Annotated in this window: 11 protein-coding genes and 1 tRNA gene; 7 read left to right on the forward strand and 5 right to left on the reverse strand. The window is 66.7% G+C overall.

The features are described from left to right. Positions 1-70: 70 nt before the first annotated feature. Complete coding sequence (gene argC / locus KL771_RS22225) at positions 71-1114, reverse strand: N-acetyl-gamma-glutamyl-phosphate reductase (protein WP_261970705.1); 1044 nt, start codon at positions 1112-1114, stop codon at positions 71-73. 98 nt (positions 1115-1212) lie between these two features. Continuing rightward, complete coding sequence (cobU, locus tag KL771_RS22230; protein ID WP_261970706.1) at positions 1213-1776, reverse strand: bifunctional adenosylcobinamide kinase/adenosylcobinamide-phosphate guanylyltransferase; 564 nt, start codon at positions 1774-1776, stop codon at positions 1213-1215. A 202-nt stretch (positions 1777-1978) separates the two neighbouring features. Between cobU and KL771_RS22235 the strand changes: the two genes are divergently transcribed. Next, a tRNA-Asn gene (locus tag KL771_RS22235) sits at positions 1979-2054 on the forward strand. A 561-nt stretch (positions 2055-2615) separates the two neighbouring features. Further along, positions 2616-3083 (forward strand): Tad domain-containing protein, encoded by a 468-nt coding sequence (locus KL771_RS22240; protein ID WP_261970707.1) that lies wholly within the window; start codon positions 2616-2618, stop codon positions 3081-3083. A gap of 198 nt (positions 3084-3281) precedes the next feature. On the opposite strand, the gene KL771_RS22245 is transcribed toward KL771_RS22240, so the two are convergent. Then, complete coding sequence (locus tag KL771_RS22245; protein WP_261970708.1) at positions 3282-3578, reverse strand: hypothetical protein; 297 nt, start codon at positions 3576-3578, stop codon at positions 3282-3284. 363 nt (positions 3579-3941) lie between these two features. Between KL771_RS22245 and KL771_RS22250 the strand changes: the two genes are divergently transcribed. Further along, entirely contained in the window at positions 3942-5045 is a 1104-nt protein-coding gene (locus KL771_RS22250) for a hypothetical protein (protein WP_261970709.1), read from the forward strand. A gap of 50 nt (positions 5046-5095) precedes the next feature. Here KL771_RS22250 and KL771_RS22255 read toward each other — a convergent pair whose 3' ends face one another. Next, on the reverse strand, positions 5096-6121 hold the full coding sequence (locus tag KL771_RS22255; RefSeq protein WP_261970710.1) for a hypothetical protein: 1026 nt from the start codon (positions 6119-6121) through the stop codon (positions 5096-5098). A gap of 400 nt (positions 6122-6521) precedes the next feature. Between KL771_RS22255 and recG the strand changes: the two genes are divergently transcribed. The 3 genes from recG (at position 6522) to groL (ending at position 10912) form a co-directional block, all read left to right on the forward strand. Then, complete coding sequence (gene recG, locus KL771_RS22260; protein WP_261970711.1) at positions 6522-8627, forward strand: ATP-dependent DNA helicase RecG; 2106 nt, start codon at positions 6522-6524, stop codon at positions 8625-8627. Between the two features lie 289 nt (positions 8628-8916). After that, positions 8917-9231, forward strand: coding sequence for a co-chaperone GroES (gene groES, locus KL771_RS22265; protein ID WP_261970712.1), 315 nt, complete (start codon positions 8917-8919; stop codon positions 9229-9231). Between the two features lie 43 nt (positions 9232-9274). Next, on the forward strand, positions 9275-10912 hold the full coding sequence (groL, locus tag KL771_RS22270; RefSeq protein WP_261970713.1) for a chaperonin GroEL: 1638 nt from the start codon (positions 9275-9277) through the stop codon (positions 10910-10912). Positions 10913-11102: 190 nt separating this feature from the next. On the opposite strand, the gene erpA is transcribed toward groL, so the two are convergent. After that, on the reverse strand, positions 11103-11444 hold the full coding sequence (gene erpA / locus KL771_RS22275; protein WP_261970714.1) for an iron-sulfur cluster insertion protein ErpA: 342 nt from the start codon (positions 11442-11444) through the stop codon (positions 11103-11105). A gap of 199 nt (positions 11445-11643) precedes the next feature. Here erpA and KL771_RS22280 point away from each other — a divergent pair, with 199 nt between their 5' ends. Beyond that, the gene (locus KL771_RS22280; protein ID WP_261970715.1) at positions 11644-12876 is read left to right on the forward strand and encodes a deoxyguanosinetriphosphate triphosphohydrolase; all 1233 of its coding nucleotides are present in this window, start codon (positions 11644-11646) and stop codon (positions 12874-12876) included. Positions 12877-12957: the final 81 nt, after the last annotated feature.

Consider the following 12957-nt stretch of genomic DNA (forward strand, 5'->3'; position numbering starts at 1 on the left):
CGCACCTTGACCGGCACGGGCCGCGACAAACTGTAGCTCCGCAGAGTCCCGCCGCGCACGGCGCGGAGGGTCAGGGAAACAGTCCGATCTGCTCCAGACCGGTCGTTTCCGGCCAGCCCATCATCACGTTCATGTTCTGAATCGCCTGTCCGGACGCCCCTTTGACCAGGTTGTCGAGCACGCAGAGCAGGATTGCGTGACCCGGGCGACGATCCGCTGCGACCGACATGAACACGAAATTGGACCCGCGGACGTGCCGGGTCTGCGGCGAAGTTCCGAAAGGCAGCACCTTGACGAAATGCTCGCCCTGGTACCTTTCGGCGAGAATCGCATGAAGATCCTCGGCAGTCCGTCCGGGCTGCAGCTTGACATAGATGGTCGACAGGATGCCCCGGTTCATGGGCACCAGATGCGGCGTGAAGGCTGCCCGGACCGGACGCCCAGCGGCCTTGCTGAAGCCTTGCTCCAATTCGGCCATGTGCCGGTGGTGGCCGACGCCATAGGCGTGGAAGCCCTCGGACACCTCGGTGAACAGATTGGCTTCCTTGGCAGCCCGGCCGGCACCCGAGACGCCCGACTTGGCGTCGATCACGATCTGGTCGGGATCGATTGCGCCGGCTTCCAGAAGCGGGATCACCGGCAGCTGTCCACAGGTGGTGTAGCAGCCCGGATTGGCGACCAGCCGCGCCTTGGCGACGGCGGCACGATCGAGCTCGGTGATGCCGTAGACGGCTTCAGCCTGCAGTTCGAGCGCCTTATGCGGATGACCGTACCAATAGGCATAGGCCTCCGGGTCAGACAGGCGGAAATCGGCCGACAGATCGACGATCTTGATCGAGGCCGGGACCGCCTTCAGCACCTCCTGGGTGGTGGCATGCGGCAGGGCGCAGAAAACCAGGTCGATCGACGCCCAATCGACCTCGCCGATGGCGATCAGGCGCGGCAGGTCGAGACCGGTGAACTGCGGGAAGGCCTCGGCCATGGTCGAGCCGGCCTTTCGGTCGGCCGTCAGAGCCGCGATGCGGACGCGCGGATGCAGGGCAAGCATCCGCACGAGTTCCGCGCCGGTGTAGCCGGACGCACCGAGGATGGCGACGGCGATCTTCTCTGACATGACGACCCTCTCGAATGGGGACGCTGGATATGGCGGATCTCGGTGACAATGGAAAGATGCCGATCGCCCATGCAGACCACGCATGCGGTCGCCGGCCGTCACATTTCTTCCGGGAGCCGGCCCTTGAGCACCAGCGGCAGGCCGGCGGCCACGAAGGTGACGCGATCGGCTGCGGCGGCGATCGTCTGATTGAGGCGCCCCTGATGATCGCGGAACCGGCGTGCCAACGCATTGTCGGGGACGATGCCGAGCCCGACCTCGTTGGAGACCAGAACGACTGGTCCGGTCAGGTCCGGCAGCGACGCCGCCAAGGCCCGTCCGGCAGCATCGACATCCTCCGGCGGGATGTCGGCGGCGGCGAACATCCGGTTGGTCAGCCAGAGCGTCAGGCAGTCGACCACCAGGATACGGTGCGGGCGGGCTTCGCGCCGCAGAGTTCCGGCGAGGTCGAGCGGCTCCTCGACTGTTAGCCAGCGGGCATCACGCTCGGCTCGATGCCGCGCGATACGCTCGGCCATCTCGGCATCACCCGCCGTCGCCGTGGCGACCAGGACGGGGGTGAGACCGGAGGCCTCGGCGCGGGTCTGCGCGAGCCGGCTCTTGCCGGAGCGGGCGCCGCCCAGCACGAAATCGATCCTGGGTCGTTCGGATGGGGACGGCACGGGCGGGGCAACTCCTCGTCACGGGGGACGACTTGAGGGTCAAAGGGGTTACGGCGGGCTTGTGTTTCGCCGTCCGGCGGCCCGCCGGACGGAGACGATCGGGGACTTTCCTGCCGGCTCACCTTTTTCCACAGCATCCAAGTCCGGGCTTGGCAAGCCGGATTCGCACTGCTATAGGCTCCCCGGCGCGCCGATGGCGTGATCCGCGATAGCTCAGTTGGTAGAGCGTTCGACTGTTAATCGAATGGTCGCAGGTTCGAGTCCTGCTCGCGGAGCCAGTTTCGGGCGGGGATCGGATGGAAAATCCGGTCCCCGTTTCGCATTGGGACCGATCGTCTCGAGTCCCGGAGCGGCGCCGCGAAACTTCGCTCGCGGACGAGTCCCCTGCCAACAGAAATCCTGGCGCCAAGGCCCATTTTGCGGCCGCAGCCGGCATTGGCGGGACCGCGAACGGCCGTAGCGGGACAGACACGGGTTCGGCTTTCCCTGCGTCGCCACCCCACACCCGCCGATCCTTCAGTTGAGCTGCAGCGCCAGCCAAACGTTTTACGGGCCACCCATACGGTCGCCGTTTCAGCGACGCAATTCCATGCGATTCCGTCTCGAAATCCCTCGCTACGCTTCGTGTGCAGCGCAGCAAACACCACGAAGCCGGCGCTTTATTCTTCGCTCCCGGGCGGCGCTGTGCTTTGCACGGCTGGTCCCTATTGCGGCAATACGTTTCAGCAACAGTCCTCGAACCAGAGCCATTGCCATTGACGCGGGGTCTGCCGAAATGGCAGAATTAAAAGACGTCGTACGGCCACACAAGAAACAGGCTCGACGGCGGGGGGATAGTCATGTCTGCACATGGGATCATCGCGATCCGGCGTAGGATCGTGCGCGCCATCCAGCCGGTCAGTTCCTTCGTGAGCGGCCATCCGCGGATGTCGCTTCTGGCCGCGACCATCATCGCCTTCGGCGTGATCGGCGCGGTGGTAGACTACAACAATGCCGTCCTGGCCAAGGCCGATCTGCAGAATGCACTGGACTCCGCAGCCCGATCGGCGGTCGGCGATCTCGACGCACGGTCGGACGAAGAGGTGAAGGCTCGCGTCCAGCATATGATCCAGACGCGCCTGCTGACCGAGACCGATATCGCCAATGTCACGGTGGCGGTCGATCGCAAGGCAAGGCGGGTGCGCTGCCGCGCGACGGCGCGTGTCGACACCACCGTGACGAGCCTGATCGGCCCGGCCTTCGTGGAGATCGCCGCGTCGTCGGATGCATCGGCCGATTCGACGGGCACAGCAACCTCGACGCACTGACGCCGGGTTTCTCCAGCGGTCGGGGCGGAAAATCCACCTCCCTTCGCAGCCCGTCTCCCCGATCGGAGGGAGACGGACCGTGAAGGCAATGGGGGCGTGCGGACCCGACTTCGACCTCCGGATCTGCGCTCGCAAGGCGCCCACGGCGCGGCACCTTCGCTTTTCCCAATGCCGATTGTCCAAGACTGGACCTTGCGTTCATTTTTCGCCCGATCGCGAGAGGCATGTCCCGATCAGGGCTGATCGATCCATATCCTCCATGATGCGATCGTTACGGTGGCGGTTGGACCGGATCCCGTATTGTTGCAGGGTTTGCGAGAAGGCGGGTCCTGCGGACTTTTTACGGACATCGCCGATCCCCAACATTGTGATCGGCGCATCTGTGAACGCTTTGGAATCGAAGACTGGAGCGCAATCGCCGCAGCCTGGTTGCAGGGACTTCAGACGCTCAGCCTGATCGGCGAGGACGATATCCGGGCTGAAATCGAACGGCACGCAGCCGCTCTTCCCGATCGGGAAGCGCGAACCCGACTGGGCGTCGATGGAGCTTCGCCCGTCTTCTCGGCGCCGGAGTAGGTGCGTCTGCGACCTCGCATCGGTCCCGTCGAGACCTCGGCCAAGGACTTGCGTCTGGCTTCCCCGCGTCGATCCTGTCCCGCCCGGACCGCGTCGAGCCGCCCTGCCCTTGTCATCTCGGGCGGCCTCGGGCACACAGAGGCGGGGTCACTGCAGCCGCTCGGCACAACCACTTGCCGGGAACCAGGCATCTCGTTCCAACCCCTGAAATTGTGAGGACGGCGACACGGCCTGGCACCGTTCCCGTCCTCATGGCGCAGCGGGAGGCGGGCCGGACGCGGAATGGGCAAAACGCTTTTCATCCACATCGGAATGCCGAAGGCGGGGTCCAGCACCTTGCAGTTCGCCCTCCGGACCCACCGCGAAGTCCTGGCGGCGGCCGGCGTCTACTATTTGCGGCTTGGCGAATGCCATAACGAAGTCTTTCGTACCTTCTGCGGCGCCGCGCACCCGCGCAGCGACATTCCGGCCACCACCGCGATCGAATTGCAGGGCCTGAAACGCACGGCCGAGGCCTATGGCGGCCGTATCGTCGAGGAGGCGCGCAAGGTCGAGGATCTGGGCATCGTCTCGGGCGAGGCGCTGATCTCGTTCACGCACGAACAGGTCGAAAAGATCCGGGATGTGTTTCGACCCCATTTCGACCGCATCTCGATCGTCGCCTATCTGCGCGAGCCGCTGTCTTGGGCGAGCAGCCGCACGCAGCAGAAGATCAAGAACGGCGCCGACACCCTGGAGCGGATCATCGCCTCGATCGAGCAGGAGCAGAGCCCGCTCGTGCCGCCCTACAGGGCGATCCGGATCTGGGAGGATGTGTTCGGCCGCGACGCTCTGATCCTGCGGCCCTTTGCGCGCGAAGCCTTCCCGAACGGCGACCTGATCGCCGACTTCTTCGCCGCGATCGGACGGACTGAACTTGCCGAGCCGCTGCCGCGGCAGGACAAGAACCTGACGCTCTCCCAGGAAGCCGTTCAACTGGTCGACGCGCTAAAACGACTCGACGAGACCCGCAACGGGCAGCAATCGCCGGCATCCCGGCGGCTGAGATTTGCCCTGATGCGCCTTCCCGGCGAACGCTTCTCGCTGCCGCGCGCCACCCTGGAGCGCGTTCAGGCCCGCGCGGAACCTGAAATCGCCTGGCTCAGGGAAAATTACGGCGTCGATGTCCAGCCGCGCGGCCCGCGCTACCCGGATGCACCGGCTCCCTGGCAGTCCGAAACGGTCGACGCCCTGGTCGAACGCCTGGAGCGGGCGGTCGGCGATACGCGCCGTGCAGGCGGTACGCTGAGGCGCCTCTGGGACTGGATGCGGGCCAGACTGCCGCGTCCGTTGCGGCGCGCTGCCGGCACCCGCCCCGAACCGGGGCCGCCGACGATCTCGGATTGATCGCAGACGATCGCCCCCGAAACATGCCGGCGGGCGCCGAGCCCGCGAATTCATGCATTGCGATCGGATGACCGGCGCCAGAACCGCCACCAGGGACGGCGCCTGGCGCCGACCTTTCGGCGCGCCGTCCGCCAGATCTCGAAGGCTCGGTCGACGGTCGTCAGGTCTTCGGCCTCGAGCACGGCCGAGCCGGCTTCGGCGAGCGCCGATTTCGGAAAGTTCAATCCGTCAAGACCCGCCGCGCAGCGGTCGTGAAAGGCTTGCCCCTCGGTGTTGTCCGGCCAGAAACCGGCACCGGGCCGATCAGCAAACAGACTGCGGGCACCGGCCGTCGTGACGAAGATGGTCCGTTCCAGGCGGGACTGGGCCCCCCGAACCTCGGGATCGTTTCGCGCCGCGAGCCAATAGGTCAGCCGCGCGTCCGGAGAGCGATTGCGTCGAGGGCTGCCGCCTTCGAAGCCGGGCAGTCCGACTCGGGCCAAGAATTTGCCGCAGATGTCGTCCGCCAGATCATGATAGGAGAGAAGATCGACCCGACCGAACGCGTTCTCGAATGCCATCGCCTGCTCGTGATACTCGAAGAGCGGTCGTGCATATTCTATAAATTTTGCAAACGATCCGGTGAAATGATCTTTGCGGACCAGATGCTGGTACAGCGACTGTGCGAATTCGTCACCACGCCGGAAGACCAGCACTGGATGAACCTCCCAATCCCCCAGCGTATCGGCGACAACCTGGAGATATTCCTTCTGGCGCCTTCGAAAATCGTCCCGATCGAGACCCGACCACAAGTTGAAGCCCAGAAGCGAACAGCTCAGGTCTTCGCTCGACACGATGACCGTCGGTGACCCGGCATGGCGGCGCAGGGCTTCGGCGACATCCTCCTTGGCGCAGTCGTAGACGCCGGTGAACGCCTTGGCGATCCAATTGTGCGAGTTCTGCCCGGCATAATCCCGGTGTTCGTTGGCCGGATAGGACAGACCTGCTTGATTCAGTTCATCGCGCCTTGAGCTCAGGATATACTGAATCGACGATGTTCCTGTCTTATGCGTTCCACAGTGTAGTATTATCCGCATTTCGATCCATTATCCAGCCTGATCCCTAGCATTATTTACTGAATTTCTTATTCATATCATTCTTTTATGGAACTTGCGCATTGGCGACGCATTTTTTGAAAGCCATCGTTTCAGGGAACAATTGGAAACACTTCGGTCGTCCGCCTGTGCTTCCTTGAAATACTGCATGTCCTCAGCCGCGTTGCACACGCCTCGCGACCAAACCGTTCGCGGCCGACATCGCGGCTCCGGTCGGACGAAGGCGGGATCGATGGACACAAGTCCGGTCGGAACCGCGGCGCGATGAGTCGCGCAGTTGTCCGGCCGTGAGCGCATCTCCGCTTCAAGCCGGGTTCTGCCCGATCGGAACTTGCTCTAAGGCTCTTCGCCTGTCCGGAATCCCGACGACGAGTCCCTATCGATGCGCCCCGATGTCCTGACGCCGCTATTCGCCGCCGTGTCCGGCCTGCCGGGCGTTGGCCCCAAGACCGCCAAGCTGTTCGACCGCCTGCTCGGCGCCGAGGAGGGCGGCATCGGCGCGCGGCTGGTCGATCTCGTCTTCCACGTCCCGACCGGCATCGTCGACCGGCGCCTTCGTCCGGGCGTCGCGCGCGCGCCGGAGGGCGCGGTCGTCACGCTCGATCTGCACATCGATCGGCACCGCCCGCCGGCGCCCGGCAGCCGCGCCCCTTACAAGATCTTCGCCTATGACGACACCGGGGAGATCGCCCTCACCTTCTTCCACGCCAAGGCGGACTGGCTCGAGAAGCTGTTGCCGGAGGGCGAGCGGCGCTGGGTCTCCGGCCGCGTCGAATGGTTCAACGGCGCGCCGCAGATGGCGCATCCCGATCATGTGCTGCCGCACGACCGGCTTGACGAGATGCCGGCGGTCGAGCCGGTCTATCCCCTCACCGAGGGCCTGTCGCCGAAACTGGTCGGCCGCGCGGTGGCGGCCGCGCTCGCCCGCCTGCCCCACCTGCCCGAATGGCAGGATGCGGAATGGCTGAGGCAGCGCCGCTTCCCCGATTTCACCACCGCGCTGACCCGACTGCACCGCCCCGATGGAAACGACGGCCAGCCCGCCCAGGCGACCGCGCTCGCCCGCCTCGCCTATGACGAACTCCTCGCCGGCCAGTTGGCGCTTGCCATCGTGCGGCGTGACCTGCGCCGGCGCCCGAAACCGCCCCGGACCGGCGACGGCCGTCTGGTCGAGGCGGTCCGCGCCGGCCTGCCCTTCGCGCTGACCGGCGCACAGGCCCGCGCCGTCACCGAGATTGCCGCCGACATGGCGCGGCCGGAACGGATGGTGCGCCTGCTCCAGGGCGATGTCGGCTCCGGCAAGACCGTGGTCGGGCTGCTGGCGGCGGCGCACGCGGCGGAGAGCGGTGGCCAGACCGCCTTCATGGCACCGACCGAACTGCTCGCCCGCCAGCATTTCCGCACCATCGCCGCCCTCGCCCGTGCCGGCGGCCTCGGCATCGCCATCCTGACCGGGCGCGAGAAGGGTCGCGAGCGCGAGGCGATCCTGGCCGGCCTGGCGGACGGCTCGATCGCGATCGCGGTCGGCACCCATGCCCTGTTTCAGGAGGGGGTCGAATTCCGCGACCTCGCGCTCGCCGTCGTCGACGAGCAGCACCGCTTCGGCGTCCACCAGCGGCTCGCCCTGACCCAGAAGGGCCGGGGCACCGATCTCTTGATCATGACGGCGACGCCGATCCCGCGCACGCTGATGATGAGTTCGTTCGGCGACGTGGACGTGTCTCGGTTGGACGAAAAGCCGGCCGGGCGGCAGCCGATCGCCACCCGGGCCGTGCCGACCGAACGCATCGGCGAGGTGGTCGGGGGCCTCACTCGCGCCATGGCGGGCGGCGCACGGGTCTACTGGGTCTGTCCGCTGGTCGAGGAGAGCGAGGCCATCGACCTTGCTGCGGCGAGCGACCGGGCGCGAGACCTGGAGCATATCTTCGGGCCGGTCGTCGGGTTGGTGCATGGCCGGATGAAGGGCGCCGAGAAGGACGAGGTGATGCGCCGCTTCGCCGCCGGCGAACTTTCGGTACTGGTCGCCACAACGGTGATCGAGGTCGGCGTCGACGTGCCCGAGGCGACCGTGATGGTGATCGAGCATGCCGAGCGTTTCGGCCTGTCGCAGTTGCACCAGCTGCGCGGCCGGGTCGGCCGTGGCTCCGCGGCCTCGACCTGCCTGCTGCTCTATCGCGGCCCGCTCGGCGAGACCGCGCGGGCCCGTCTGGCCATCATGCGCGAGACCGAGGACGGGTTCCGCATCGCCGAGGAGGATCTGCGCCTGCGCGGGGGCGGCGAAATTCTTGGAACGCGCCAGTCCGGCCTGCCCGGCTTCCGCCTTGCCCGGCTCGAACTCCATGGCGACCTGATGCAGGCCGCCCGCGACGACGCCCGCCTGATTCTGGCGCGCGACCCCGACCTGACCTCGCCGCGCGGGGCGGCCCTGCGCACCCTGCTCTACCTGTTCGGCCGCGACGAGGGCATCCGGCTGCTCGGCGCAGGCTGAGGGGCCTCGCTGGGCCGACCGAGGCATGATAGAGGCGGAGGCCGTTTCGGGACGCGGCGTTCGTCCCTCGGCCCGCAGTCCTCGGACCGGACTACGGACCTGCGCTGGCACTCCGATGGGGAGAGTGCCAAATTTCTGGTCCACCCCCCTTGTGCCGATTGCTCCGCTTGCCTACCTGAGGTTCGCACGACCCGGCACGGGGCCGATCGGCACGTGCCCGGCGGGCATTCCATCGAACCACCGGAACGTTCGACTTCAGAAGTTCCGTTCACTCGGAGGAGCAAGCATCATGGCATTCCGTCCCCTGCACGATCGCGTTGTCGTCAAGCGCGTCGAAGCGGAGCAGAAGACTGCCGGCGGGATCATCATTCCGGGCACTGCCCAGGAGAAGCCGCAGGAAGGCGAAGTCATCGCCGTCGGCACCGGCGCGCGTGACGACAGCGGCAAGCTCGTGGCGCTCGACGTCAAGGTCGGCGACCGCGTCCTGTTCGGCAAGTGGTCCGGTACCGAGGTCAAGATCGACGGCCAGGATCTCCTGATCATGAAGGAGAGCGACATCATGGGCATCGTCGAGGCGACCGCTGCGGCCAAGAAGGCCGCCTGACCCTTTCCCGCCCCCAAGAACACTTTGAACGGAGCATTTGCCCATGGCTGCCAAAGACGTACGTTTTTCCCTCGATGCGCGTGACCGGATGCTGCGCGGCGTCGATATCCTCGCCAATGCGGTCAAGGTGACGCTCGGCCCGAAGGGCCGCAACGTGGTCATCGAGAAGTCTTACGGCGCCCCGCGGATCACCAAGGACGGCGTCACCGTCGCCAAGGAGATCGAGCTGGAGGACCGCTTCGAGAACATGGGCGCCCAGATGGTGCGCGAAGTGGCCTCGAAGACCAACGACATCGCCGGCGACGGCACCACCACCGCCACCGTGCTCGCCCAGGCGATCGTGAAGGAAGGCGCCAAGGCGGTGGCCGCCGGCATGAACCCGATGGACCTGAAGCGCGGCGTCGATCTCGCCGTCGAGGCCGTCGTGGCGGACCTCAAGGCCCGCGCCAAGAAGGTCACCTCGAACGAGGAGATCGCCCAGGTCGGCACCATCTCGTCCAACGGCGATACCGAAATCGGTCGCTTCCTGGCCGAGGCGATGCAGAAGGTCGGCAACGAGGGCGTGATCACGGTCGAGGAGGCCAAGAGCCTGACGACCGAGCTCGACGTGGTCGAGGGCATGCAGTTCGACCGCGGCTACATCTCGCCCTACTTCATCACCAACGCCGACAAGATGCGTGTCGAGTTGGAAGACCCCTACATCCTGATCTTCGAGAAGAAGCTGTCCGGACTGCAGGCCATGCTGCCGGTGCTCGAGACGGTCGTCCAGTCGGGCAAGCCGCTGCTAATCATCGCCGAGGATGTCGAGGGCGAGGCGCTCGCGACCCTGGTGGTCAACAAGCTCCGCGGCGGCCTCAAGATCGCGGCCGTCAAGGCGCCGGGCTTCGGCGATCGCCGCAAGGCGATGCTCGAGGACATCGCCATCTTGACCAACGGCCAGGTCATCTCCGAGGATCTCGGCATCAAGCTTGAGAATGTCACGCTCGACATGCTCGGCCGCGCCAAGCGCGTGATGATCGAGAAGGAGAACACCACCATCGTCGACGGCGCCGGCTCCAAGAAGGAGATCGAGGGCCGCGTCGGGCAGATCAAGGCGCAGATCGAGGAGACCACCTCGGACTACGACCGCGAGAAGCTGCAGGAGCGTCTGGCCAAGCTCGCCGGCGGCGTCGCGGTGATCCGCGTCGGCGGTGCGACCGAGGTCGAGGTCAAGGAGAAGAAGGATCGCGTCGACGACGCCATGCACGCGACCCGTGCGGCGGTCGAAGAAGGCATCCTGCCGGGCGGCGGCGTCGCCCTGCTGCGCGCCATCAAGGCGCTCGACAGCCTCAAGCCGGCCAACAGCGACCAGAAGACCGGCATCGAGATCGTTCGCAAGGCGATCCAGGCTCCGGCCCGTCAGATCGCCATCAATGCGGGCGACGACGGCTCGATCGTGGTCGGCAAGATTCTGGAGAGCCAGGACAATGCCTTCGGCTGGAACGCGCAGACCGGCGAATATGGCGACATGTTCAAGTTCGGCGTGATCGACCCGGCCAAGGTCGTCCGCACCGCGCTGCAGGACGCCGCGTCGGTGTCCGGTCTCCTGATCACCACCGAGGCGATGATCGCCGAGCGGCCGAAGAAGGCCGACGCCGGTCCGGCGATGCCGGGTGGCGGCATGGGCGGCATGGACTTCTGATCAGGCCGTTCCGGGCCGCCGCCCAGCTTTGAAAGGTAGCGACGGCCAAGCCGTCGCGGGTGGCGGCATGGACTTCTGATCGCAGCCGTCAAGGTCGCGGCTACAAACGGGAAAGGCGTCGGAGCAATCCGGCGCCTTTTCTATATGGGACGAGCGGCTACAGACGAATTCGCCGCCCTGCAGACCGTCCTCAGAGCGAGAAGCTGGTGCCGCAGCCGCAGCTGGCGGTGGCGTTCGGGTTGCGGATCTGGAACGACTGGCCGATCAGGCTGTCGACGAAATCGATCTCCGAGCCGGTCATGTATTCGATCGAAACCGGGTCGATCACCACCGTGGCGCCGTCGCGTTCGATGACGAGGTCGTCGTCGGCGCGCTCGCGGGTCAGGTCGAAGCCGTACTGGAAGCCCGAGCAGCCGCCGCCGGAGACGGAGACGCGCAGCACCGTTCCCTCCGGCTCGGCGGCCGTGATCTTCAGGATGCGCTTCGCCGCGCGCTCTGAAACCGCGATGGGGGTCTGGGAGAGTGGGGGCATGCCGCCGTCCATGGGGACCTCGCCTGCGCAGTCTTGCAATCGGGTGTGCCGGTCGTGCTTGCGTCACGATCAGCATGGAATTAAGTGCCCTCGCGCGTCCAAGGATTCAAGGCCTTCCGGGCGCAGGGGCGGGATGCCACCGGGGACGGGCAAGGGCTTGCGCTGTCGGCGCCCGGGCGACGCGATCGAGGAGGGGCCAGTGGGCGCGACCGGTTTGAGCGGGATCGGCTTCGGCGGCGAGCCGCGCGCGCCCTATGCCTCCGATCCGCGCACGACCCGGGGCCGCCTCGTCGCCGAGCCGGAAAGCCCGACCCGGACGCCCTATCAGCGCGACCGCGACCGAATCGTGCATTCGACCGCATTCCGCCGCCTCGCCCACAAGACGCAGGTCTTCGTCTATCACGAGGGCGATCATTTCCGCACCCGTCTGACCCATACCATCGAGGTCGCCCAGATCGCCCGCGCACTGGCTCGGGCGCTCCGGCTCGACGAGGATCTCGCCGAGGCGCTCGCGCTCGGCCACGATCTCGGCCACACGCCCTTCGGCCATGCCGGCGAACGCGCGCTGAACCGCGCCATGCTCGATCACGGCGGCTTCGACCACAATGCCCAGACGCTGCGCGTGGTCACCAGCCTGGAGCGACGCTATGCCGGTTTCGACGGCCTCAATTTGAGCTGGGAAGCGCTCGAAGGCCTCGTCAAGCACAACGGCCCGCTGACCGACACCGCCGGCGTGCCGCTGCCGGTGCATGGCGAGGTCGGCCCCCTGCCCTATGCCATTCGGGTCTATCAGGCGCGGCACGATCTCCGGCTCTGGTCCCATGCCGGGCTGGAGGCCCAGGTCGCCGCGCTTGCCGACGATATCGCCTACGACGCCCACGACATCGACGACGGCCTGAGAGCCGGCCTGATCGCGCCCGACCAGCTGACCGAGGTCCCGCTGGTCGGCGACATCCTGCGCGAGGTGCGCACACGCCATCCCGACCTGGACCTCGGGCGCCTGATCCAGGAGGTGACCCGCCGGGTGATCACCCGCATGGTCGAGGACGTGATCGCCGAGACGCTTGCCCGGATTGCCGCCGACCGCCCGGCCGATGCCGACGCGGTCCGCCACCTGGCCCGACCGATGGCCGCCTTCTCGGAGGCGATGGCCGAAGCCGATCGCGGCATCAAGCGTTTCCTCTATGCCCATGTCTACCGGGCGGGCAGCGTCATGGCGGTGATGAGAAACGCCGAGCAGGTCGTCCAGGCGCTCTATGCGGCCTACACGGCCGCGCCGGAGGAGATGCCGCCGGAATGGCGTCGCGGCCTCGACGCCGACGACGCCGGCCGCCGGGCCCGGCGGGTGGCCGACTACATTGCCGGCATGACCGACCGCTTCGCCGAAATCGAGCACCGGCGCCTGTTTGACGCGACCCCGGATTTGCGTTAGGCCCCGCGCGCCCCTCCGGCAGCGGCCGCAAGCGGACGCGGGACGGGCACGCGTCCGCTCCGACCAACGCCAGAGACCACC

The organism is Prosthecodimorpha staleyi, from assembly GCF_018729455.1.
Taxonomy (GTDB): Bacteria; Pseudomonadota; Alphaproteobacteria; order Rhizobiales; family Ancalomicrobiaceae; genus Prosthecodimorpha; species Prosthecodimorpha staleyi.